This window comes from Variovorax sp. (assembly GCF_965279555.1).
Lineage (GTDB): Bacteria > Pseudomonadota > Gammaproteobacteria > Burkholderiales > Burkholderiaceae_C > Variovorax.
The window spans coordinates 404035-427310 of the sequence record NZ_OZ257247.1 but is presented as its reverse complement, the minus strand read 5'-3'; the positions used below and the strand labels follow the sequence as shown (position 1 = coordinate 427310).

The 23276-nt window shown below is 66.9% G+C and carries 24 protein-coding genes and 2 pseudogenes; 15 read left to right on the top strand and 11 right to left on the bottom strand.

What is annotated here, in order from left to right; translation table 11 throughout:
- The first annotated feature begins 60 nt into the window (after positions 1-60).
- The 4 genes from ACQY8B_RS02130 (at position 61) to ACQY8B_RS02115 (ending at position 5396) form a co-directional block, all read left to right on the top strand.
- Complete coding sequence (locus ACQY8B_RS02130; protein ID WP_422085194.1) at positions 61-1053, top strand: tripartite tricarboxylate transporter substrate binding protein; 993 nt, start codon at positions 61-63, stop codon at positions 1051-1053.
- A gap of 14 nt (positions 1054-1067) precedes the next feature.
- Entirely contained in the window at positions 1068-2294 is a 1227-nt protein-coding gene (locus tag ACQY8B_RS02125; protein ID WP_422085193.1) for a CoA transferase, read from the top strand.
- A gap of 77 nt (positions 2295-2371) precedes the next feature.
- Positions 2372-3412, top strand: a complete 1041-nt coding sequence (locus ACQY8B_RS02120; RefSeq protein WP_422085192.1) for a methyl-accepting chemotaxis protein — start codon at positions 2372-2374, stop codon at positions 3410-3412.
- Between the two features lie 136 nt (positions 3413-3548).
- The gene (locus ACQY8B_RS02115; RefSeq protein WP_422085191.1) at positions 3549-5396 is read left to right on the top strand and encodes a diguanylate cyclase domain-containing protein; all 1848 of its coding nucleotides are present in this window, start codon (positions 3549-3551) and stop codon (positions 5394-5396) included.
- A gap of 38 nt (positions 5397-5434) precedes the next feature.
- Here the strand turns inward: ACQY8B_RS02115 and ACQY8B_RS02110 are convergent, their stop codons facing one another.
- The 4 genes and pseudogenes from ACQY8B_RS02110 to ACQY8B_RS02095 form a co-directional block, all read right to left on the bottom strand.
- Positions 5435-5653, bottom strand: coding sequence for a hypothetical protein (locus ACQY8B_RS02110; RefSeq protein ID WP_422085190.1), 219 nt, complete (start codon positions 5651-5653; stop codon positions 5435-5437).
- Between the two features lie 116 nt (positions 5654-5769).
- Entirely contained in the window at positions 5770-5970 is a 201-nt protein-coding gene (locus ACQY8B_RS02105) for a hypothetical protein (protein WP_422085189.1), read from the bottom strand.
- 124 nt (positions 5971-6094) lie between these two features.
- Positions 6095-6592: pseudogene (locus tag ACQY8B_RS02100) on the bottom strand (IS21 family transposase); the annotation flags it as partial.
- A gap of 218 nt (positions 6593-6810) precedes the next feature.
- Entirely contained in the window at positions 6811-7746 is a 936-nt protein-coding gene (locus ACQY8B_RS02095) for an alpha/beta hydrolase (RefSeq protein WP_422085188.1), read from the bottom strand.
- A gap of 81 nt (positions 7747-7827) precedes the next feature.
- Between ACQY8B_RS02095 and ACQY8B_RS02090 the strand changes: the two genes are divergently transcribed.
- The gene (locus ACQY8B_RS02090) at positions 7828-8757 is read left to right on the top strand and encodes a LysR family transcriptional regulator (protein WP_422085187.1); all 930 of its coding nucleotides are present in this window, start codon (positions 7828-7830) and stop codon (positions 8755-8757) included.
- Between the two features lie 148 nt (positions 8758-8905).
- Here ACQY8B_RS02090 and ACQY8B_RS02085 read toward each other — a convergent pair whose 3' ends face one another.
- Positions 8906-9283, bottom strand: coding sequence for a winged helix-turn-helix transcriptional regulator (locus ACQY8B_RS02085; protein WP_422085186.1), 378 nt, complete (start codon positions 9281-9283; stop codon positions 8906-8908).
- Between the two features lie 112 nt (positions 9284-9395).
- Here ACQY8B_RS02085 and ACQY8B_RS02080 point away from each other — a divergent pair, with 112 nt between their 5' ends.
- Together ACQY8B_RS02080 and ACQY8B_RS02075 are read left to right on the top strand one after the other, a co-directional pair.
- A complete protein-coding gene (locus tag ACQY8B_RS02080; protein WP_422085185.1) occupies positions 9396-10130 on the top strand; it encodes an SDR family NAD(P)-dependent oxidoreductase in 735 nt (244 codons plus the stop codon).
- 17 nt (positions 10131-10147) lie between these two features.
- Positions 10148-10747, top strand: a complete 600-nt coding sequence (locus ACQY8B_RS02075; RefSeq protein ID WP_422085184.1) for an NADPH-dependent F420 reductase — start codon at positions 10148-10150, stop codon at positions 10745-10747.
- Between the two features lie 7 nt (positions 10748-10754).
- Here the strand turns inward: ACQY8B_RS02075 and ACQY8B_RS02070 are convergent, their stop codons facing one another.
- The gene (locus ACQY8B_RS02070) at positions 10755-11030 is read right to left on the bottom strand and encodes a hypothetical protein (protein WP_422085183.1); all 276 of its coding nucleotides are present in this window, start codon (positions 11028-11030) and stop codon (positions 10755-10757) included.
- On the opposite strand from ACQY8B_RS02070, the pseudogene aroE reads away from it, so the two are divergent.
- A pseudogene (aroE, locus tag ACQY8B_RS02065) lies at positions 11020-11307 on the top strand (shikimate dehydrogenase); the annotation flags it as partial. The gene ACQY8B_RS02070 and the pseudogene aroE overlap by 11 nt on opposite strands.
- A gap of 41 nt (positions 11308-11348) precedes the next feature.
- The gene (locus ACQY8B_RS02060) at positions 11349-11546 is read left to right on the top strand and encodes a type II 3-dehydroquinate dehydratase (protein ID WP_422085182.1); all 198 of its coding nucleotides are present in this window, start codon (positions 11349-11351) and stop codon (positions 11544-11546) included.
- A 15-nt stretch (positions 11547-11561) separates the two neighbouring features.
- Here ACQY8B_RS02060 and ACQY8B_RS02055 read toward each other — a convergent pair whose 3' ends face one another.
- Genes ACQY8B_RS02055 through ACQY8B_RS02035 form a run of 5 tightly spaced genes read right to left on the bottom strand, consistent with a single transcriptional unit; the run spans position 11562 to position 15874 of the window.
- Positions 11562-12377: an SDR family NAD(P)-dependent oxidoreductase gene (locus ACQY8B_RS02055; RefSeq protein ID WP_422085181.1), complete on the bottom strand. Its 816-nt coding sequence runs from the start codon at positions 12375-12377 to the stop codon at positions 11562-11564.
- Positions 12378-12421: 44 nt separating this feature from the next.
- Positions 12422-13240: an enoyl-CoA hydratase/isomerase family protein gene (locus ACQY8B_RS02050; RefSeq protein ID WP_422085180.1), complete on the bottom strand. Its 819-nt coding sequence runs from the start codon at positions 13238-13240 to the stop codon at positions 12422-12424.
- 17 nt (positions 13241-13257) lie between these two features.
- Positions 13258-14412 (bottom strand): thiolase family protein, encoded by a 1155-nt coding sequence (locus ACQY8B_RS02045; protein ID WP_422085179.1) that lies wholly within the window; start codon positions 14410-14412, stop codon positions 13258-13260.
- Positions 14409-14837 carry a Zn-ribbon domain-containing OB-fold protein gene (locus tag ACQY8B_RS02040; RefSeq protein WP_422085178.1) on the bottom strand — a complete coding sequence of 143 codons (429 nt, stop codon included), beginning with the start codon at positions 14835-14837 and terminating at the stop codon, positions 14409-14411. The genes ACQY8B_RS02045 and ACQY8B_RS02040 overlap by 4 nt, the downstream gene beginning before the upstream one ends.
- A 50-nt stretch (positions 14838-14887) precedes the next feature.
- Positions 14888-15874: a Bug family tripartite tricarboxylate transporter substrate binding protein gene (locus tag ACQY8B_RS02035; RefSeq protein WP_422085177.1), complete on the bottom strand. Its 987-nt coding sequence runs from the start codon at positions 15872-15874 to the stop codon at positions 14888-14890.
- Positions 15875-16064: 190 nt separating this feature from the next.
- Between ACQY8B_RS02035 and ACQY8B_RS02030 the strand changes: the two genes are divergently transcribed.
- From ACQY8B_RS02030 to ACQY8B_RS02005, 6 genes are all read left to right on the top strand, one after another.
- Positions 16065-16886 (top strand): IclR family transcriptional regulator, encoded by an 822-nt coding sequence (locus tag ACQY8B_RS02030; RefSeq protein ID WP_422085176.1) that lies wholly within the window; start codon positions 16065-16067, stop codon positions 16884-16886.
- A 65-nt stretch (positions 16887-16951) separates the two neighbouring features.
- Positions 16952-18070: an acyl-CoA dehydrogenase family protein gene (locus ACQY8B_RS02025; protein WP_422089130.1), complete on the top strand. Its 1119-nt coding sequence runs from the start codon at positions 16952-16954 to the stop codon at positions 18068-18070.
- A 21-nt stretch (positions 18071-18091) separates the two neighbouring features.
- Entirely contained in the window at positions 18092-20218 is a 2127-nt protein-coding gene (locus ACQY8B_RS02020; protein WP_422085175.1) for an acetate--CoA ligase family protein, read from the top strand.
- Positions 20215-21318 (top strand): CaiB/BaiF CoA transferase family protein, encoded by a 1104-nt coding sequence (locus ACQY8B_RS02015; protein ID WP_422085174.1) that lies wholly within the window; start codon positions 20215-20217, stop codon positions 21316-21318. The genes ACQY8B_RS02020 and ACQY8B_RS02015 overlap by 4 nt, the downstream gene beginning before the upstream one ends.
- Positions 21315-22319, top strand: a complete 1005-nt coding sequence (locus tag ACQY8B_RS02010; protein WP_422085173.1) for an NAD(P)H-dependent flavin oxidoreductase — start codon at positions 21315-21317, stop codon at positions 22317-22319. The genes ACQY8B_RS02015 and ACQY8B_RS02010 overlap by 4 nt, the downstream gene beginning before the upstream one ends.
- Positions 22316-23266 (top strand): NAD(P)H-dependent flavin oxidoreductase, encoded by a 951-nt coding sequence (locus tag ACQY8B_RS02005; protein WP_422085172.1) that lies wholly within the window; start codon positions 22316-22318, stop codon positions 23264-23266. Before ACQY8B_RS02010 ends, ACQY8B_RS02005 begins: the two co-directional genes overlap by 4 nt.
- Positions 23267-23276 lie beyond the last annotated feature (10 nt).

Below are 23276 nucleotides of genomic sequence, written 5' to 3'. Positions count from 1 at the left end.
CATCGGCCTCGCACCCGGCGAGGCACGCATACACACAAGAACCAGGAGACAAGACACACCATGCGCATTCCCACCATTCTTCGCCCAGGCGCCCTCACGGCCATTGCATTCGCCAGCGCATGCGTGCCCGTCGGCACGGCGTTCGCACAACAGGCAGCCTATCCGTCCAAGGCCATCACGATCGTCGTGCCCTACCCCGCGGGCGGCTCGAACGACACCTTCGCGCGCCAGATCGCCAAGGAACTCGGCGACGAGCTCAAGCAGCCGGTGATCATCGACAACCGGCCCGGCGCCAGCGGCAACACCGGCACCGCGCAGGTGGCGCGCGCCACGCCCGACGGCTACACGCTGGTGGCGGTGTCCTCCAGCATGACGACCAATGCGGCAGTGCAGTCGAAGCTGCCTTTCGATCCGGTGAAGGGCCTCGCGCCCGTGGCCATGTTCGCCAAGGGCCCCTTCATCGTCGCGGTCAACAACGACTTTCCCGCGAAGACGCCCGCGGAGCTGATCGCAGCCATCAAGGCAAAGCCGGGCCAGTACAACTACGCCTCCTCGGGCTCTGGCAGCGTCAACCAGTTCGGCACAGAGTTGCTCAAGGCCAAGGTGGGTGACCTTCAGATCGCGCACATCCCGTACAAGGGCATGGGCCCGGCCGTGACCGACCTGATCGGCAACCAGACCCAGCTGCTGATTTCCAGCGGGCCGTCGCTGCTGCCGATGGTGCGCGCGGGCAAGCTGCGCGCCGTCGGCATCACCAGCCTGAAGCCGAGCCCCGTCGCGCCCGATCTCACGCCGATGGCCGTCGCGGTGCCCGGCTACGAGTTCGAGCTCTGGTGGGGCCTGCTGGCACCGGCGGGCACGCCGGGCGACGTGGTCGCGAAGCTCAACCAGGCCGTCAACCAGATCCTGGCCCGCCCGACGATCGCGGCCAGCTTCCTGCGTGAAGGCGCGATCGCCACGCCGCTCACGCCGGCGCAGTTCGGCACCGTGATCGCCGATGACGTGGAGCGCTGGAAGAAGCTGGCCAGGCAACAGAACATCACCGCAGACTGAGAAAGAGAAGACCCATGAGCCACGCCCCACCCCACGATGCCGGCAACGACGCGCGCCTGCCCCCGCGCAGCGGCCCTGCGGGCCCGCTGAGTGGCTTGCGCGTGCTCGACCTGAGCGCCTACATCGCGGGCCCGTACGGCTGTTCGCTGCTGGCCGACCAGGGCGCGGAGGTCATCAAGATCGAGCCGCCCACAGGCGACAACCTGCGCAAGTACCCATCGACCCTGGAAGCCGAGAGCCGCGCCTTCATCGGCGTGAACCGCAGCAAGCTCGGCGTGGTGCTCGACCTGAAGAACGCGGACGACCTTGCCGCGCTGATGGTGCTGGTGGGCACGGCCGACGTGCTGGTGCACAACTTCCGGCCCAGCGTGCCGCCGCGGCTGGGCATTGCCTACGAACAGCTGAAGGCGCTGAATCCGCGCCTGATCTACTGCGCCGTTACCGGCTACGGCGAGACCGGGCCGCTGCGCGAGAAGGCAGGCTACGACCAGGTGCTGCAGACCATGACGGGCATGTGCGCGCTGCAGGGCCAGCGCGGCGGCCCGCCCGAGATCCTCTACGGCTCGGTGGTCGACTACTACGCGGCCGCGCTGGTGGCCGCCGGCGTGGCCTCGGCCCTGTACGAGCGCGAGAAGAGCGGCGTCGGCCAGTACGTCGGCGTGTCGCTGCTGCGCTCCGCGCTCACGATGCAGTCGGCCCGCATGGTGTGGGCCGAAGGCGAGCCCAAGGACGTGGGGCGCGACATGCGCTCCGGCGGCATCACCGGCCTGCATCCCACGCGCGAGGGCTACCTGTACATCTCCGCCAATACGCCGCATTTCTGGCAGGCGCTGTGCGCCAAGGTCGGGCTGCCAGAGCTGGCGGTCGACGAGCGCTACGACTCGGTGCGCAAGCGCGCGCAGCATTCCGCCGAGATCGTCCCCCGGCTGCGCGCGGCGCTGGCCGAACGCAGCGCGCTCGAATGGGAAGAGCGCTTCGGCGAAGACGTGCCCTGCGCAGCCGCACGCACCGTCGAGGACATGTTCGACAACCCGCAGGTGCTGGCCGAAGACATGGTGACGGAGTTCGCGCACCCCACGCTCGGCACCTACCGCGGCTTCACGCGGCCCGTGCAGTTCGGCCGCACGCCGGGACCGGAGCCCTTCGCGGCGCCGACGCTGGGCCAGCACACAGGCGCCGTGCTGGCCTATCGCGGCAAGGGAACCGGCGCAGAAGGGGCGATCACCCCCACCAGTCCATGATCGGAAAGTGCACGCCCCCGGCCCGATATTTGCTGGGCAGTGGAAAACAACCCGTTATCCACCCCGAGGGCCACGCCATGTCGAATCCGCAGGAAATCGTCGAACTCACCCATCAGGTCAAGAAGCTTGCCAACGGGAAGATCTCCGACATCAACGACATCAACCGGGAAACCACCTTCCTCGCGCTCAATGCGCTGATCGAGGCAGCGCGCGCGGGCGACGCGGGCAAGGGCTTCGCGGTCGTCGCCAACCAGGTCAAGCAGGTGTCGACGCGCATCGCAGACATCACCACCGCGCTCAACAAGGAACTCGCCGGCTCGCTGTCGAAGCTCACCGACCTGGGCGACAGCATGATCGAGCGGATGCGTTCGCACGAGGGGCAGCGCTGCACGGACCTCGCGCTGAACATGATCGACATCGTCGATCGCAACCTGTACGAGCGCTCGTGCGACGTGCGCTGGTGGGCGACCGACTCCGCGGTGGTCGAGTGCCTTGCCGACGGCGGCGCACCGGCGCGCGAGCATGCGTCGCGCCGGCTGTCGGTGATCCTCGACAGCTACACCGTCTACCTCGACCTGTGGATCGTGGACGCCTCGGGCACCGTGGTCGCGAACGGCCGGCCGCAGGCCTACTCGGCCACCGGCCGCAACATCGCCGGCGCGCGGTGGTTCAAGGACGCGATGAAGACGCCTTCAGGCGCGGACTTCGTGGCCGGCGACATCGAAGCCTTGCCCCTGCTGGGGAACGCGCATGTCGCCACATATGCCACCGCGATCCGCGAGCGCGGCGCCACGGATGGGCGGCCGCTGGGTGCCCTGGTGATCTTCTTCGACTGGGCCGCGCAGGCATCGGCGGTCATCAAGGGCGTGCGGCTCAGCGACGAGGAATGGCGGCGCACGCGCTGCATGATCGTCGACTCGACGTTCCGCATCATCGCGAGCTCGGACAAGGCGGACGTGCTCAACGAGCAGTTCCGCCTGGTTACCCAGGGGCAGCGCACCGGTTTCTATCGCGCGTCCGACGGGAGCACCACCGTGTCTTTCGCCGCAACGCCGGGCTACGAGAGCTACCGGGGGCTCGGCTGGTACGGCGTCGTGGTGCAGAAACCGCCGGCTTGACGGGTTGCGCCCGGGCCGCCTGAAGCGGGGGCGGCTCGTGGCTGGTCCATTTGCGTCGGGGCTCGCGGGAGAACTCAGGAAATACACACCCGGGCGACAATCCGCCTTTTTTTTCGCCCCTCCCGCCGCACATCCCATGATGTCCCGCCTCTTCCCATGCGGCACCGCCGACACGCGCCGCGCCTGGCGCCTGCTGGTGGCCGCCGCGCTCGCGCTGTTCCTGTCGGCCGTCGCCGCCGCCCAGCCGGCCGGTGATGCGCAGCGCGGGCCGCTGCAGATACGGCACCAGCCGAGCGGGCTGCCGGCCGTGCAGCATCTGCAGGTGTTCGAGGACAAGACGCGGTCGCTGGGCATCGAGCAGGTGCGCACGCCGCCACAGGAAGCGAGATTCGCCTTCCCCGACGATCCGCTGCGGGGCAAGGAATCCGACCGCGTGCTCTGGTTCAAGCTGCAGATGCGGCTGGCCGACCCCGCCGACGCCTCGCGCGAGTGGCTCATGCTGGTGCCGACGGTCTCGACGCATGACCTGCGCTTCTACGGTCCCTACGACGAAGACGGCCACGCGCTGGCCGCCCCGGTCACCACCGGCATGCGCTACCCCTGGGCGACCCGCCCGGCCGCGTCCGAACAGATGGCCTGGCGCTTCCGGTTGCCCGGGCCGGGCACCTACAACGTGTACTTCAGGGTCGAGTCGACATTCGCGCGCATCTACGACGTTTCGGTCTGGGACCCGGCCGACTACCTGCAGTCCACGCAGGACAAGCGCATGTTCGACGGCGTGACCTACGGCGTGCTGATCGGCCTGATGGTGTACGGCCTGGTCCTGTTCAAGGTGTTCGGCGAGGGGCTGTACGGCTTCTACATGCTGTCTTGCGCCTGCGGCGTGCTGGCCCTCGCCAGCATCAATGGCCACGCCTTGCGCTACCCGTTCGCGCACTGGCCCGCGGCGGCCGGCTTCGCCTACACCGCCGGGCCGGCGCTGTGGGCCATCTGCAAGCTGCAGTTCGGCAGGCGGCTGCTGCGGCTGCGCCACTTCGCGCCGCCGCTGGACTGGCTGGTGCAGGCCTTCACCATCGCGCTCGCGCTGGCCATTCCCTATGCCAACTGGGGCGCCCATCCGCTGATGACTTTCCGGCTGGTGCAGATCTCGGTGATTGCATCGACCGTGGTGATGGTGATCGGCGCGCTGATCGCGATGCGGCGGCGCTACTGGCCGGCGGTGCTCTACTTCTTCGGCGTGGCGCTGCTGCTGGCCGGCATCGGCGCCATCGTGGTCGCGAGCTGGGGCTGGATCGAGTGGGCACCGAACCAGATGAACGTGTCGCAAGGCGCGCTGGTAGCCGAGCTGATCGTTTTCGCCGTGGCCATGGGCTCGCGGCTGCAGCTCGTGCTGCGCTCCGAGCAGGCGCTCACCGCGCGCACTCAGCAGCTGGTGGAGGCCCTGGGCACCGACGCGCTGACCGGCGCCGCCAGCCGTGCCGGCTTCGAGAGCCGCGGCGAGGAATTGCTGGGCAAGGGCCAGCCGTTCGCCCTGATGCTGCTCGACCTGGACGGGTTCAAGGGCGTGAACGACGCACACGGACACGCGGCCGGCGACCAGGTGCTGATCGCCATCGCGCAACGGCTTCGCGAGCAATTGCGCAAGGACGACGTGGTCGCCAGGCTGGGCGGCGATGAGTTCGCGGTGCTGGTGCTCGGCACGCCTTCACGCGAGGCCCTGAGCCTCATGGCCCGGCGCATGATCGAGGCGGGCTCGCAGCCGGTCGAGTACGAGGGCCGCAGCGTCACGGTCGGCATGAGCCTGGGCATAGCCTGCCGTCCGGACGACGGCGACACCCTGGCGCGGCTGCTGCGCGCGGCGGACAGGGCGATGTACCACGTCAAGCAGCACCGGGCGAGCCCGGCGTTCACCTTTGCGTCGGACCTTGCGGCCCAGCCGGGCACGCTGGGCACCGATCCGCTCCCCCTTGAGCGTACGGGTTGAAGCTCGGCATTCCGCCGGCCGCCCTCGAGGCGGCTTTTTCATGTGCATTGCTTTCGTAACCGGTTGAGTTCTGCTCGACCCTGCGGGGTGATGCGCAGGATGACGGCGGAGGGTTTCGATCGGTCGCCAGGCACCGGAAGATTCGCGTCGATGAAGTTCGCCGCGGCGAGCACGGCTGCGCAATGAATGTCAGCCTCCTCGAGAACGGCGAGGGGAAAGGGTGCCTCCTCAATGCGACGCAGGAAATCCATCGGCATTGCAAATTCCTCCACACAAGATTCCGCTTGCAGGTATCAGTGCTCCCTGCCTTGGATCTTTCCACGCTTCGTCCGGCCCACTTGTAGGCTTACGCCCACCATTGCGACAACCCCGATCAACACTGCGGATAAGTAATCTCGTGCGGATGAAACGGCAGGCCAGCGTCCGTCCCCTGGAGTTTCACTTTCACGAGATCCCCGCTCATCCCGGTGATGACACCGCGCCGGCCATTGATTTCGACCGCGCCACCACGGCGTGCGGGTACCCCGAATTTCGCGCGGATGGCGGCCAGGTTATCGGGCTTCTTGATACGCACTATTGGTCTTCAGACTGCGGAGCAGGCTGCCTTTTTGAATTTTGACAGCCTAAAGTACTACTTCCCTTGGGTTTCAAAGTCGGACAAGCGCCCGAGCCTTTGTGCTGGAGGCCGCCTCAGGCGTGGTCTCGCGTGGCGTGGCGGCGCAGGCGAAGGTGTAGCTGGAGGCGCCGAGCGCGGCCACGAAGATGTGTGCGCGGCTGCCGTCGACGAGCTCGACCGTGGGGCCGGCGTAGTCGACGAAGAGCTTCTCGCCGGCGCGGTGGATCTGGCGCATCGAGCGCTTCAGGCGCAGTGCATAGCGCCGATATCGCTCGCAGAACTGGCTATAGCGGTAGGTCGGCTGCCCGGAATGGGCCGCGACGTGCTCCTCCCACAGCAGCATGAGGGTCATGCCCTTACGCCGCAGCTCCTGGTGCACGCGGCCGTAGTCGGGCAGCACGTAGTGCGAGGGGCGGTCCAGCCGGCCTTGCACGACACGACGCTCCAGCGCCGTGTCGCTGAGCGTTTGAATGGTGGGCCAGTCCAGGCCCGCGACGCTGGCGAGGCCGACGTACTTGGCCACGACGCCCTTGGAGATGCCGAGTGAAGCCGCGATCCATCGATACAGCTCGATCAACAGGCCCGTTCTGGTTTCGAAGTGCTCGTAAGTGACCGGTTTGGAAACACCAGCGCGCACTGCCAAATGGGCCAACGTCAATCGATCAGCGCCATCGTGGCGGTGTTTTCGAATGGCTGGTCAGCCTGCTGTAGCAGTTCGTCGATGCGGCTGTTCAGCTGCGTGGGAAGACGGGTGAGAAGCAACGGGCCAGAACCTGCCACTTGTGCCCCACGGTCGAGTCAACCTACCTGAGAATTTCTGTCTAACTCCTTCAGGATGAAGGCCACGGCATTAGCCAACGCCTCGTCTGCTTCGGGCAGATGCCCCACCAGGGAATGCCATACGTGGAACATGCCGGGCCAGACTTCCAGCGTGGTCCTGACCCGCTGCTCCGCCAGCCGCGACGCCAACGCGATACCTCCGTCAAGCATGACCTCGTTCTCGCCCATCTGTATGAGGACCGGTGCCAGGCCCCGCACGTCAGCGTAGACCGGGGATGCGTCGGGATGGGTGGCGAGTTCCTTGCCAAGAAAGGTGCGAGCCAGGAGGTTGAGCACCTGGGTTCCCACCAGCGGGTCCAAGCCGTCGCGGCTTTTGGCCGAGAGCCCTGAATGTGTGAGGTCCGCCCAGGGCGAAAGCGCCACTCCCGCCACCGGTAGCGGAACCCCGGCTCGTTTTGCCCACCGCATGATGGTCACAACCAGGGCGCCTCCGGCAGAGTCTCCGGAGATCGCCAGTTCGTGGGCGCGATGCCCCATCGCGAACAGCGCCCGGTAGGCCTTGAACACGTCTTCAATCGGCGTGGGGAAGGGAAACTCCGGCGCCTGTCGGTAGTCTGGAATGTAGACCGTTGCCGACAGCCCCTTGGCGTAATAGCCGGCCAAGGCCCGGTACATGCCGGGGCCGCCATGCACATAGCCACCGCCGTGCATGTAGAACAGCGCTCGGTTGCCGACGACGGTGTCCGGTATGACGACCAGCGCCGGCACGCCGTCCATGTCGATGGAGCTGAAGCTGACGCCATCCGGCGCCGGCAAAACGGCCTGCATCTGGTCGACGTAATTCTTGCGAGCGATCGCCCAGTCGAGTCGACCCAACAGGGCATCGCCAAGCGGGCCGGCGGCGGCTTGCCAAGCTTTCAGTTTGGAATTTTGAGCGGTATCGGTGACGGACATGGCGGCCTTTTATCGAATAGTGGGAAGGAAAGCCCACTCTATGGCCTGGATTCGGGACAGTCATTCCCCATAATCGCGACCATGCCCAGCACTTCCCGAGCCGCCACTACAGACGCCCTGGCCGACACCAGCGCCCTCAGGGCGTTTACCTCGGTAGTCGAGTCCGGCTCTTTCGTCGAAGGCGCAAAACGCATCGGCTTGACGCGCTCGGCTGCCGGCAAGGCCATTGCCAGGCTGGAGGAACACCTCGGGGTGCGGCTGCTGAACCGCTCAACCCGCCACGTCGGCGTGACGGCCGATGGCCAGGGCTTCTACGACCGCGTCGCTCCGTTGCTGGCAGACCTGGAAGAAGCGCACAACATGGTGATGGGCCGCGCCGAACGGCCGAGAGGCCTGCTGCGCATGACGGCAACCGAAGCCTATGGCCGGCAGGTTCTGCTGCCGCTTCTTGCCGAATTTCTGGAGCGATGGCCTGATCTTCAGGTGGAGGTCAGCTTTACCGACCGCATTGCCGACCTGGTGGAAGAAGGGCTGGACCTGGCCGTGCGCTTCGGCTTGCAGCCCGCTGCGAGCGACCTGGTCTCCAGGGTGGTTGCACGCTCGACCGCCCAGCTATTCGCCGCCCCGTCCTACTTGGCCCGACACCCCGTCATCCGCCATCTGGGTGACCTGCAACACCACCGACACTTGCTCTACGGGACGGCAGCCGTGCCCCATCGCTGGAGCTTACTCGGGCCCGACGGGGTCACCCATGAAGTGCCGCCTCACCCCATCGCATTTTTCGAGAATGCGAGTGCCCAGCGAGACGCCGCTATCGCGGGCATGGGCGTGACCTGCATGCCTGGATTTCTGGCGGAGCCAGAGGTCGCAGCCGGGCGATTGAAGATCATCCTCCCGGCTTGGTCCATGGCCGTGATGCCGATCTCCATCGTGTATCCCAGCCGCAAGCATCTGACACCGAAAGTACGCCTGTTCATCGATTTCGTCGCAGCGCGGATCGGCGAAGAGTAAGCAACTGATGAGCAGCGAGACGGCTTCGCGACGTTCTGATCTCGAACGCTGAAGCGCAGCACCGAACGACCGCTTTTCGGGGTTAACCAACTTCGGGTTTGGGCCCGTTGGGGTCCCTCGCTGCGTTAAATGAGTGACTTTGAACCGGTCATTGGGTTTCCTGAGGAACCACGCTGTCGCGCTCCGCGAAGATGCATGCCATCTCCGCCGCGTTCTTGGTTCCCCAAGTGCACAGCGGAATGATCGCGTCGGCCAGGCTGCGGCCGAGCGGGGTCAGCGCGTAGTCCACGCGCGGCGGTACTTCGTGATAGCTGGTCCTCGCCAGCACCCGATCGGCCTCCAGATCCTTCAGCGACTGGATGAGTACCTTGTCGCTGACTCCCTCGACCAGTCGCTTCAGTTCGCCGTACCGCTTCGGGCCGTCGCGAAGGAAGAACAGGACCAGTGGCTTCCATTTGCCGGAGATGACGCGGAGCGTGGCATTGAGCCCGCAGCCCGTGCCGCAGATTTCAGGGGAAGTCGTCATTTTTCATACTTACCAAAAAGTGCATACTTGTCCTTAGGTTATCAGGAGTGCATATTCGTTGGCAAGGAAGCAGAGGGCTGCTTCCAGACAACTTCAACGAAAGATGCACGTAATGAACAGACTGAATGGAAAGACCGCCGCGATCACCGGCGGCGCGACTGGCATCGGCTTCGCAGCGGCCAAACGATTCATCGAGGAAGGCGCATTCGTCTTCATCTTCGGCCGCCGGCAGGAAGCGCTAGACGCCGCCGTGGCCGAGCTCGGCCCCAATGCCCGCGCAGTGAAGGGCTCGGTGTCCGATCTGGCCGACCTCGACCGACTCTACGCCGCAGTGAAAGCCGAGCGCGGCACCCTCGACATCGTCTTCGCCAACGCCGGAGCAGGAGGCCCGCTGCCGCTCGGCAAGATCACCGCCGAGCACATCGACGAAGCCTTCGACACCAATGTGAAGGGCGCGATCTTTACGGTCCAGCAGGCGTTGCCGCTGATGGGACAGGGTGGCTCGATCATCCTGACCGGCTCGAGCGCCGGCACCACGGGCGCACCGGGATTCAGCGCCTACAGCGCTAGCAAGGCGGCGGTGCGCAATCTTGCGCGGACCTGGGCAGAAGACCTCAAGGGCACCGGCATCCGCGTCAACGTGCTCTCCCCTGGGCCGACGGCGACCGACCTCGCGAAAGCAGCCCTGGGCGAAGAAGGAGTCAAGGCCTTCGGCGCAATGACACCGCTCCAGCGTATGGGCGATCCGTCCGAAATCGCAGCGGCCGCCGCTTTTCTCGCCTCGGCCGACAGCAGTTTCATGACCGCCAGCGAGGTCGCCGTCGATGGCGGCCTTGCCCAACTCTGACGAACCCAAGGAGATATATGAGCTACGCAATCATTGGCTTCGGCAAGATCGGCCAGGCTCTGGCTAAGGCTTTTGCCCGCAAAGGCATCGAAGTGTCCGTTGCAACCACGCGCGACCCGCAGAGCTTTGCAGCCGCCGCGGCCACGATCGGACCCACGATCATTCCCAAAAAGCTAGCGGAAGCGGTCAAGGCGGACATCGTCTTCTTGGCGGTCCGTTTCGAGGCGCACCGGGATGTAGCGAAGGCGCTGTCGACCTGGAAGGGAAAGACCATCGTCGATGTGACCAATGCCTACGGCGTGTCTCCTGACGAACTGGGAGGACAGCCGTCGTCCGCGGCCGTCGCGCAGGCCTTCACTGGTGCAAGACTGGTCAAGGGGTTCAACCATCTGGGTGCTGCCGTCCTTGATCAAGACCCGGCTGTAAATGGTGGCAGGAGAGTCGTATTCCTGGCGAGCGACGATGACAGCGCGGCAGCGGAGATTGGTGCGCTTGCGGAAGATCTCGGTTTTTCGCCGATCAAGCTTGGCGGGCTTTCCGAAGGTGGGCTGCTAGTGCAGGCGCGCGGAAACAGCTGGGGTCAGTTGATCTTCAAGGACTTGGTCAAGTTCGACTGATGAATTGCTAAATATCGCCTCGAATCCAGTCTCGGCCGAATACAGACGCCACGTTCTTGGCGGCAGGTCCGTAGCCTATGCGGGTGAGATTGGATGAGTCCGATATGACAAAAACGGAGAGCACGATGAGCTGCGAAGCGAATGTCCAGACGGTGAAAGATTTCTTCGCCGCGAGCACAACGCGGAAATCGCGGCGAGCCTCGGCTTCGACGCCGCGCAGATCGCCGACATGCAGGCCGACGGCGTGCTCTACAGCAAGTAAGGAAACAGCGATGACCGACAAGTACGCCGTGATCGGCAACCCGATAGGGCACACCAAGTCGCCGATGATCCACGGCAGCTTCGCGCAGGCGACCGGCCAGGACATCGACTACAGCGCGATCGAAGGCTCGCTGGAGCGCTTCGCCGACGACGTGCACGCATTCCGCACGGCGGGCGGCCGCGGAATGAACGTCACCGCCCCGTTCAAGCTGCAGGCCTATGCACTGGCCACCGAACGGCTCGAACGCGCCGAGCTCGCCGGCGCCACCAATGCGCTCAAGTTCGAAGGCGAGCGCATGACCATTCCCCTGGCCTGACCCGGCGACCTGGAGACGCCCCCATGAAGATCCTCATGCTGCACCGCATCAACCACAACATGTTCGGCAAGCGCGACCCGAAGCAATACGGCACGGTGACGCTGGCCGAGATCGACGCGCAATTGCAGGCAATCGTGAAAGGACAGATCTGCGGCTTCGGCGTGGACAGCTACCTGCTCGGCCTGCGCGCGGCGGCATCGGCTGCCGTGCAGGCGCAATAAGGCTGCGCTTGTGCGTCAGATCATCGCGAAGCCACCGGACGCTCCGACGGTCTGGCCCGTGATGAACAGTGCCCGATCGGACGCGAGAAATGCCACCAGTCCGGAGACGTCCTCCGGCCTGGACAGCCTCCCGACGCCTTTGGAGATCGGATAGATGTTCACCATCTTGGCGAGCAACTCGTTGTTCTGCGGCGTTGCGTCAATGTGCAGGGGACCGTCCTTGATGCCTTCATGCGAAACCGCACCCAGGGCGATGGAATTGACGGTGATCGCATGGCGGCCGTGTTCGCGCGCCAGTGCCTTGGCGAAGCCGGCAATCGCGGCCTTGGCGCCGGAGTAGACGGCCATGTTCGCTTCTCCGATCCGGCCCGCCTCCGAGATGATGTTGACGATGCGCCCCTGCTTGGCCGCCACCATGCCGGGCAGGACCGCATGGCAGCAATGGAAAGTGCCATAGACGTTGAGATTGACGATCTTGGCCCAATCGGCCACAGGCATGTCGACGAAGGCCGGCGTGCGCCCCCCCTTCTCGCGCCGCTCGGGAATGATCCCTGCGTTGTTCACCAGGATCTGCACGGGCGCATCGAAGTGCCGGACCGCGGCGTCCACCATGCCTTGCACCTGGTCGGCCTGCGTGATGTCCGCGGGCGCGGCCAGCGCCTTCCCGCCCTCGCTTTCGATCTCGCGCGCAACGGCCTGTGCGCGCTCGGCAAACAGGTCGTTGACCACCACGCGCGCGCCTTCGCGGGCGAGCTCGATGCAGATCTGGCGTCCGACGCCCTGCCCGCCTCCGGTCACCAGGGCCACCTGGGATTCCAAACCGAGTTTCATGTGTACTTTCCTTGCTGTTGAATGAATGAAGATGCGGACGGCGCTCAGCGGCCCTGGAACACTGGCTTTCGCTTCTCGACAAAGGCCCGCATGCCCTCCTTGCGGTCCTCGCTGTCCACCAGGAGGGCCGCGGCATAACGCTCGTACTCGAGGCCGCTGTCCAGGTCGGTCTGCATGCCGCGGTTGACGGCACGCTTGACGAAGCGCACGGCCAGCGGCGGCATCTCGCCGATCTGCTGCGCCAGCGCGAGGGCACCCGACATCAGCTCGGCACCCGGCATCACCTGGGTGATCAGCCCGTAGTCCAGCGCACGAGCCGCATCGATCTGGGCGGCCGTCAGCATCAGCGCCTTGGCGCGCGCCTCGCCGATCAGGCGCGGCAGCCGCTGCGTGCCTCCGGCTGCGGGAATGACGCCCAGGCGGACTTCGGGAAGCCCCAGGCGGGCGTGGTCCGCCGCGATCCGGATGTCGCAGCACAGCGCAAGCTCCAGCCCGCCGCCGAGCGCCACCCCGTTGATCGCGGCGATGGTGGGCTTCTCGAACTCTTCGATGCCGCGGAACAGGTCGTGCGTCGCCTTCTGCGCGACGAAGAAGTCGGTCGCGCAGATCTGATGATCCGCGCGCTCCTTGATGTCGGCACCCGCGCAGAACGCGCGCTCGCCGGCGCCGGTGAGCACCACCGCGCGCACGCGTGCATCCGCGCGCGCCAGCTCGAAGAACGCATGCGCAAGGTCGGGTTTCATCGTGCCGCCGAGCGTGTTCATGCGATCGGGCCGATTGAGCGTCACCACGGCCACGTGGCCCTGGACGGCGTAAGTCAGCGTCGGGAGCTCGACGTGCTCGAGATGCGTGTTGTCGGTCATGGGTGTCTCCATTTCGTTCACGCTGTCCCGCGCGACAGCACGTGCGCGATCGCGACAGACCCCAGCCCGATCATGTGGGCCATGCCCCAGCTGGCACCTTGGTGCTGCCGCCCGCTGGCTTCACCGCGAAGCTGCCGTGTGATTTCCGCAATCTGGCCGATGCCGGTGGGCCCCAGCGGGTGCCCCATGCCGATCAGCCCTCCCGACGCATTGATCGCGCAGCGGCCGCCGATCTGCGAGTCACCGCGCTGCAGGAAGGCCGCGCCCTCGCCCGGCTCACACACACCCACGGCCTCGCTGTAGAGCAACTCTTCCACCGAAAAAGCGTCATGCAACTCCAGCAGATCCAGACGTGCCGCGGGAATGGCTGCCTGCGCCAGCGCAGCGCTTGCACTGGCACGGACCAGGTCGACGGCAGCGGCGCCGTAGGTGGTTTCCGGTGTTTCACTGCACGCTGCCGAGGCGCGCACGCGCACACAGCGAGCGGCATCCAGGCCCAGGCGGCGCAGCGCGCGGCCCGACACCAGGATCGCGGCGGCGGCGCCTTCGCCGCGCGGGCAACATTGCTGCACCGTCAGATCCCCCGCCACGCGAGGCGAGCCGAGCACCTGCTCGAGAGTGCGCGGCTTGCGGAACTGCGCATACGGGTTGCGCGAGGCGTTGCCATGGTTCTTGACCGCGACCTTTGCCATCGCTTCCGCGTCGGCACCGCGCTCCCTCAGATAGGTGCGGGCCATCATGGCGAACTTCACGGCAGGCACCGTCGCGGTATCGCTCAGCCGTGCCAAGCCTTCCTTGTCGGCGGCGCGCCGGCCGTCGCCGTGCTTGTCCACCCCGACGGCCAGCACCACGTCGCTGACGCCGCGCGCCACCTCCATGCATGCCTGGCGAAACGCGAACGACCCTGATGCGGACGCGTTCTCGACCTGCGTGACCGCCAGCCCCGTGGCGCCGAGATGCCGGAACATCACGCGCCCCGCAGCCATGCCGATGGACGTGGTTCCGACGTAGGCGCTCTGGACCTGCGGCCACGCCAGGCCCGCGTCTGCCAGCGCGCCCCGTATTGCGGTGAGCCCCAGGTGCGTGTAGGGCGTGTCGCTCGGGAACTGGTACGCATGCATGCCGATACCGGCCACGTACACGCCGTCGTTGTCGTCGATCCAGTTGCTCATCGCGCCGCTCCTTCGGCCGGCACGAAGCGGCATGCAAAAGTCTCTCCGCCGGGCAACGCAACGGCGACGGCGCGAAGCGCCATGCCGACCCGCAGGGACGATTCGTCCGATCCGGCCATCACGCCCTCTTCGATGATTCCGTCCTCGATGAGGATGTCCGCCGCAATGCGCGGCACCTCCATGCCGGGGAGCAGCGGCACGTGCAGCGTCACGAACTCCAGCAGCTTGCCGCCGCCTGGTCGCGCCACCTTCTCGGCGTTGCTCAGCAGGTCGCCGCAATGGCTGCAGCCGGGCACGTTGGCGGGGAAGACGAGCTTCCCGCAGGCCGGGCATCGCGCGAAGAAGAACTCCAGCGACGCACCGTCGGGCGCGAGCTGGTAGAGCGTTGGATGCTGTGGCTGAAGGCCACGCAATTCAGTGGTCATGGAACTGATTTCCTGGTTTGTAAAAAGGGCGGAGGGCGGGCAGCGCGTGGCTACTCCAGCTTGGCGCCGGAGCTCTGCACCACGTCGCGCCAGCGCGTCATTTCCGACTTGACGAAAGCGTCCAGCTTCTCGCCGCGCATGCCGCGCATCGGCACGCTGCCGAACTTCTCGGTGGCGGCCAGCAGCTCTGGATTCACGATCGCTTCGGCCATGGCGTCGGCAAGGCGCTTGACGATGGGCGCCGGCGTCTTCGACGAGACGAACATCGCGCCCCAAGCGCTCGACGCAGCGCCGGGATAGCCCAGTTCGCCCACGGTCGGCAGGTCGGGCGCGCTGGACAGCCGCGACTTGCCGGTGACCGCCAGCGCCTTCAGCTTGCCTGACTGCACGAAGGGCAGCACCACGGCTGCGTAGTCGAAGGCGAGGTCGAGGTTGCCGGCGATCAGGTCGGTCAACGCGGGACTACTGCCCTTGTAGGGCACGTGCGTCATCTTGATGCCCGCGGTCGTCTGGAAGAGCTCCGCCGTCAGGTGCGTGGCCGTGCCCGCGCCCGCCGAGCCGAAGTTGAGCTTGCCGGGGTTCTTCTTGGCGTACTCCACCAGTTCGGGCACCGTCTTGAATGGCTTGTTCGGGTTGATGACCAGGATCAGCGGCGACTCCGACATGCCGTGCACGGCGGTGAAGTCCTTGACCGGGTCGTAGCGCACGTTCTTGTAGAGCGCCAGGTTGGCGGCGTGCGTGCCCTGGGTGCCGTAGATCAGGGTGTAGCCGTCTGCCGGCTGCCGCACCGCGGAGTCCACACCGATCGAGCCGCCCGCGCCGGGCCGGTTTTCCACGACCACGGGCTGCCCGAGCTTCTCGCCGAGCTTCTGCGCCAGCAGGCGCGAGGTGTTGTCGGTGATGCCGCCGGGCGGGAACGGCACGACGAAGGTCAGCGGCCTGGACGGCCAGCCGTCGGCCTCGCCGGCGGCGTGCCCGGGGGCGGAAAGAAGAAGTGCGCAGCCGAAAGCGGCAATGGCTTTGAGGAAGGTTTTCAAGGTTGTCTCCAGGTTTTGGAATTCGATTCGTTTGTGTTTTTTCTACGAATAGACGTAGACTACTTCAACCCTTCGTTGTTTGACAACCGTGTTTTCTGCCTTTTTTTATCGCCGCTCAGGATGCAAACTCCGTGTATGTCGTAAATGTCGTCGCTATGATCGACAACTTCTACGACCTATCGGAGGATTCATGCCCACCATCGTTCCTGCGGCCACCCGCACGATGACCCTGCTCGAAGTCTTTGCGCGAGAAAAGCGCGAGCTGTCCAACTCGGACCTGGCCCGGCTCATGGACCTGCCCGAGAGCAGTTGTTCCGACCTGCTGCACACGCTGCACGAGTTGGGCTATCTGCTGCGCACCGCGCGCAGCCGGCGCTTCTATCCAACCGCACGCCTGTTGACGGTGGCCAAGGAAATCTCGGCAAGCGACCCGCTCTACGCCGTGGGTGCCGAGGCGTGCGAACTGCTGCGCGACCGCACCGGCGAAACCGGGCTGTGCGGCAGGCTGGAGAGCGGCGTCGTGAAAGTCATCGCGCTGAGCGAGGGCCGCCATGCGCTGCGCTACATGCAGCACGTGGGCGACAAGCTGGCGCTGCACGTCTCTGCGCTGGGCAAGGCGATCCTCGCGATCGGCACGCCCGAAGAAGCGGCGCGCCAGTTGCGGCTGAAGCCGCTGCGCTCGCTGGCCTCCGGAACGATCACCGACCTGTCCGAGCTGGAGGCGCAGGTGGCGCGCGCGCGCGAACAGGGCTGGATCTGGGTCGAGAACGAAGGCAGCGAAGGCCTGACCGCCGTGGCGGTGGCCGGCCAGATCGGCGGCGAGACCCTGGCCCTGTCGGTGGCCGGCCTGACCCACCGCATGCGCGACCAGCGCGAGCGCTGCATCGAGGCGCTGCAGGAGGTCAAGGCCGTCGTCTTCCGGGAGCAGCAGCCGGTGTCATCGCCCGCCTCCTCCTCTTCTTCTACATCTTCCCGCCGCGGCACCAAGGCCCCGCCTCCAGACGAGCCTTGAGCGCCGCTCAACTTCACCTTCAAAAACCAGGAGACCCCGTGTACACCCAGACTGCAGAACAAACCATGCTGCGCGACAGCATCCGCCGCTTCATGAAGAGCGAAGTCGCACCCGTCGTTGCCCGCCACGATCAGGAGCGCACCTTTCCCTTCGAGCTGCTCAAGCCCCTGGCGGAGTTCGGCTACCTGGGCGGCCGGCTTGCGGAAGAGGAAGGCGGCATGGGCCTGGACCAACTCACCTGGGCCATGCTGATGGAGGAAGCAGGCTACGCATGGTTGTCCCTGCGCACGATGCTCAACATCACCAACGCGGCGATCAACAAGCTCGCCGCCGAAGCCACGCCCGCGCAGAAGGAGCGCTTCCTCAAGCCCTTGCTGGCCAACGAGCGCCGCTGCTTCAGCGCCATCAGCGAGCCCGGCACGGGCTCCAACATCGCGCAGGTACAGACCCGCGCGGACCTGCAGGGCGACCACTACGTGCTCAATGGCCGCAAGCTGTGGATCACGAACGGCGCCTTCGGCGATTTCGGCATTGTCGTGGCGCGCACCTTCAGCCCGGACTGCCAGGGCCAGCTCTCCACCTTCCTGGTGGAGCGCGACGTGTCGCCCTACGAAATGCGCCGCGTGGACACCATGGTCCTGCGCAGCACCGGTACGGCGGAACTGGGCTTCGACAACGTCAAGGTGCCCAGGGAGAACCTGCTGGGCGAGGAAGGCGGCGCACTCAAGAAGATGCTGATAGGCCTGGACAGCGCGCGCGTGAACATCGCCATGGGTGCCGTTGGCGCCGCGCAATCGGCACTCGATCTTTCCATTGACTACGCGCGCACGCGCACGCAGTTCGGCAAGCCCATCGGCAGCTTCCAGCTGGTGCAGAAGCTGATCGTCGACATGACGATCCGCGTGGAAGCCGCCAGAGCGCTGGGCCTGCGTGCCGCCGCCGCACTGGATTCCGGCAGCGGCGCACGCACCGCCGCGTCGATCGCCAAGCTCTACGCCACCGAAGCCGCTCACGAAGTGGCCAGCATGGCCTTGCAGGTGCACGGCGGCCTGGGCTACGCCACGGACTACCCGATCGAGCGGATTTTCCGCGACACCCGCGGCGGAACCATTCCGGAAGGCACGACCGAAGTCCAGACCTTGATCGTCGGGCGCGAGATCCTGGGCATCTCCGCCATTGCCTGAACGTCGCCGGAGTTCCACAGCATGACCCATCCGACCTTCAGCACCGACCTGTCGCGCCTCATCCATCCACGCTCCATCGCCCTGGTCGGGGCGTCCGATCGGCCACAGAGCATCGGCGGACGTACCCTCAGCAACCTGCTGGACCATTCGCAGATCGACGGCGAGCTCTACCTGGTCAATCCGACCAAGGCTGAACTGCGCGGCCGGCGCTGCTGGCCCAGCGTCACGTCGCTGCCGCAGACGCCCGACGTCGCCGTCATCGCGGTGCCCGCATCGGGCGTACTTGCCGTGATGGAGGAATGCGCGGCCAGACGCGTGCCGTTCGCCATCATCCTGACTTCCGGCTTCGGCGAAGCCGGTCCCGAGGGAGAGCAGGCACAGGCCCGCCTCAAGGAAATTGCCGATCAGGCCGGCATGCGCATCTACGGGCCGAATTGCCCCGGCCTCACCAATGTCAACCAGCGCCTGGGCATGACCTTCTCGCCCTCGTTCCCGCACGATCTGGTCAAGGGCCCCATCGGCCTGGCCACGCAAGGCGGCGGACTGGGACGCAACGTGATGCAGGCCATGGAGCGCGGCATCGGCATCGGGCTGTGGGCGTCCACCGGCAACGAGGTGGACCTGCAGGTGGCCGACTTCATCCATTACATGGCGACCGCGCCGGACATCAAGGTGATCGTGACCTTGCTGGAAGGCATCAAGGACGGCCCGCGCTTCCTGGCTGCGCTTCAGTGTGCCGCCGACAACGGCAAGCCGGTCATCGCGCTGAAGGTCGGCAAGTCCGAGTATGGCCAGCGCGCCGCGCAGTCGCACACCGCTTCGCTGACGGGCTCGGCCGAAGTCAACAGCGCGGTGTTCCGCCAGTACGGCGTGATCGAGGTGGACGACATCGACGAACTGGTGGACACCGCCTGGCTTTTCGCGCGCGCCATGCCGAGCGAGCGCGAGGCGATCGGCGTCTATTGCTCGTCCGGCGGCACCACCGCCCTGACCGCCGATGCGGTCGGACTGGCCGGGCTGACGCTGGCGGAGTTCGCACCGCACACCACCGAGCTGCTGCGCAGCAAGCTGCCCGACTACGCCGCAGTCAACAACCCCGTCGACACGACGGCAGCCGTGCTGAGCGACGCCGACCTGATCGAAAGCACGCTTGGCGCGGTCGCCGCGGATCCCAATCTGGGCTGCGTGATTGCGCCCATTGCGCTGGACTACGGCGAAACCACCATCCGCATGGCGCAGACCATCATCGCCGCGCAGGCACGTGTGCAAAGCCCCATCGTCCCCATCTGGATGAGCGACCGGCTGGGCGAGGGCTATCGCATGCTGGTGGCGGCAGGCTTCGCGCCGCCGCGTTCGGTGGGCAAGGCAATCACCGCCATCAAGCGTTGGACCGAATGGGGCCAACGGCACCGCGGCATGGCGGGGCAATCCGTTCGCCGTCGCCCGGCTTCCATGCCGCAGGCACCAGCCGGCGCCGTTCGCAACCTGTCGGAACTGGAAGCCAAGACCCTGCTCGGGCAGGCCGGCATCCCGCTGCTGCCGGTGGCCGTGGCCCGCACCAGGGCGGAGGCGCGCCTGCTTGCCGATGGCATGGGCTACCCGGTGGTCGCCAAGATCGCCAGCCCGGACATCCTGCACAAGTCGGACATCGGCGGCGTCAAGGTCGGCATTTCGCATGGCCTGCAGGTGGAGCTGGCATGGGACGACATCATGGCCTCGGCCAGGCATCACAAGCCGGGCGCCGCCATCGACGGGCTGCTGATCGAGAAGATGGCGCCAAGCGGCGGCATCGAGCTGATGGCAGGCGTGACGCGCGACCCGGTGTTCGGGCATGTGATGACCTTCGGCATGGGCGGGGTCTATGTGGAAATCCTGCGCGATGTCACCCGCCGCCTGCTGCCGCTGAGCGCCGCCGACGCCGCATCCATGGTGCGCGAGATGCGCTGCTTCCCCGTGCTGGCCGGCGCACGCGGGCGGCCGGTGGCCGACGTTCCCGCACTGGAACGCTTGCTGATGGGCGTGTCCGAGTTCGTGATGGCCAACGCCGAGCGCATCGAAGAGATGGACCTCAACCCGATATGGGTCGGCGCCGAGGGCGAAGGCGCCCTGCCCCTGGATGCGGTGGTCGTCGAGAGGGGCGTGGCATGAGCGCCCACGGCCCGCTCGCCGGCATCACCGTCCTCGATTTCAGCGAGCTGCTGCCCGGCCCGTTCTTCACGCAGAACCTGGCGGAGATGGGCGCGCGCGTCATCAAGATCGAGCGGCCGCCCGGCGGAGACAACGCGCGGCGCATGGGACCGGGCGGCTTCGAAGCCGTCAACCGCGGCAAGCTCAGCCTGCTGGTGGACTTGAAGGACGAAGCGCAACGCGCCCGCGTGCGCGAGCTGGTGGCTCAGGCCGATGTGCTGGTGGAGTCCTACCGCCCCGGCGTGATGGCGCGCCTGGGCCTGGACTACGCCAGCCTGCGCGAGAGCTTCCCGCGCCTGGTCTACGTGTCGCTCAGCGGCTATGGGCAGGAAGGCCCCTGGGCTCATCTGCCTGGCCACGACATCAACTACCTGGCCGTGGCGGGGGCCCTGGCGGTCTCGGGCGAGCCGGGCGGGCCGCCAACGCAGAACTTCGGCCTGCCGGTGGCGGACCTGTGCGGCTCGATGTACGCGCTCTCGTCCACGCTGGCAGCGCTGCTGCAGCGCGACCGCACGGGCCGGGGCCAGCACCTGGACGTGGCGCTTGCCGACTGCGTGCTGCACTGGATGAACCCGCGGCTGGGCGCCTACCGCACCGACGGCGCGACGAGCCTCGAAACCCAGCGCGCCGCCACGCAGGTCAAGCCCGCTTACGGCAGCTTCCGTTGCCGTGACGGGCAGTTCCTGAGCGTCGCGGCGCTGGAAGACCATTTCTGGGCACGCCTTTGCAAGGTGCTGGACATGGGCGACTTCGCGGAAGAAGCCTACCGGACGCTGGGCGCGCGCAAGAAGCAGGCGCAGGCCATCAATGACTGCATCGCGCAGCAGCTCGCGCAACGCGATTCGGCGGAAGCCTTCGAGACCCTGGCGCGCAACGACCTGCCCGTGGCACCGGTGGTGGCCCCCGGCGCGCTGGCCGCCTTGCCGCAGTTCGCGGGGCGCGGTCTCTTCAACGGCACGAGTGCGCTGTCGCTGGTGCGCTTTCCGGTGCCGCTGGCGGGCGTCGATCCGGCGTCGCTGGCCGATGCGCCGGGCCTGGACAACGCACGGCAGCAGCTGTGAGCCAGCCGCCGCTGTCCACCCGCCTGACGCGGCTCTTCGGACTCGCCTACCCCGTCCTCGGCGGCGGGTTGATGTGGCTCTCTGACGCCCGCTATGTCGGCGCGCTGACCAACGCGGGGTGCATGGGCTTCATCACGCCACGTTCCTTCGACGGCGAGGATGCGCTGCGCGACCAGTTGCAGCGCTGCAGCGACGTGACAGCGGGTCGCCCCTTCGGCGTCAACCTCACGCTGTCGGCGCGCCCGCAAGCGAACACCGGCGTGGGCCGCTCGCTGGAGATCGCGCTGGCCCATGGGGTGCGCCACTTCGAGACCGCCGGCCATGCGCCGGATGCGCTGATCCAGGCCATCCACGCGGGCGGCGGCGTCGTGATTCACAAGGCATCGAGCGTGCGGCATGCCCTCGCCGCGCAGGCCGCCGGGGCCGACGCGGTGGCGCTGGTCGGCATGGAGGAAGGCGGGCATCCCGGCGCCAACGAGCTGCCCACCATGCTGATGGGCGCGCTGGCCACGGCGCGCCGGCAGTTCCATGTCCCGCTGGTCCTGGGCGGAGGCATCGGCCATGGCGGCCAGCTGGCCGCCGCCCTGGCGCTGGGTGCCGACGGAGTGTTGATGGGAAGCCGCTTCCTCGTGAGCGAGGAGGTGTCCGCCCACGCCGCCTACAAGCATCATTTGCTGGGCTGCGACGAGCACAGCACCATGCGCCTGCTGCACACGCTGGGCAACACCTGGCGCGTGCTGCGCAACGACACGGCACTTCAGGTCGACGCGATAGAGCGCGCCGGCGCGGCCGACCACGCCGCATTCGGCCACCTGCTCGACAGCCGCGTGGCGCGCGAACGCTGCTACGGCGGCGGCGACTGGCACAGCGGCATGCTCTCCCTCGGGCCGGCCATCGGCTTTGCCACGCGCATACAGCCGCTGTCGGCGATCGTCGAAGAACTCATCCAGCAAACACGCGCCGCCCTGGCGCACCTGACCGCATCGACTGCACTGCCATGACCCACGCCCTTCCCTTCCTCGACCGACTGGCCCTGCCCCTCATCGCCGCGCCCATGCTGCGGGTCTCCGGCATCGAACTGGTGTCCGCCGCGTGCGCGGCCGGCGTGATCGGCGCCTTTCCCACAGCCAACTGCCAGACGCTCGAAGAGTTCGATGCGTGGCTCGCCCGCCTGGACGATGAAGCCGCCGCCGCGCCGGCACGCACGGCGCCCTATTGTCCGAATCTCATCATGCGCCGAGACCCCGCCAGGGTGATGGCCGAGGTCGAACTGATCGCTCGCCACCGCGCGCAACTGGTCATCACCAGCGTCGGCTCGCCCGCCGCCGTGGTGCCGCGCCTGCACGAGGCCGGCTGCCGCGTGTTCGCAGACGTGGCCTCGCTGCACCATGCCGTGCGCGCCATCGAGTCGGGCGTGGACGGACTGGTGCTGCTCACCGCGGGCGCCGGCGGACACACGGGTTGGGCGAACCCCTTCGCCTTCGTGCGCGCGGTGCGCGAAGTGTTCGACGGCCCCATCGTGCTGGCCGGTGGCCTGTCGGACGGCGTGGCCCTGCGAGCCGCGAAGACGCTCGGCTGCGACCTCGGCATCATGGGCACCCGCTTCATTGCCACGCAGGAGAGCCTGGCGAGCCACGAGTACCGGCAGATGCTGGTCGACAGTTCGATCGACGACGTGCTGCTCACCCGCGGCTTCACCGGCTTGCCCGCCAGTTTCCTTGCGCCGTCGGCGCGCAGGCTGGGCATCGATATCTCGGCGCTCGACGAGACCATTTCGGTGGAGGACGCCAGAAGGCGCTATGGCGGCGGAGCCAATGCGGCGCCCAGCCAGCGCTGGACCGACATCTGGAGCGCGGGCCACTCGGTGTCCGGCGTGCGCGCCGTGCCGACGGTCGCAGAACTGGTGGATGCGCTCGGCCGGGAATATCGCGGCAGCGCGCCGGCGTGACGGCTTCCGG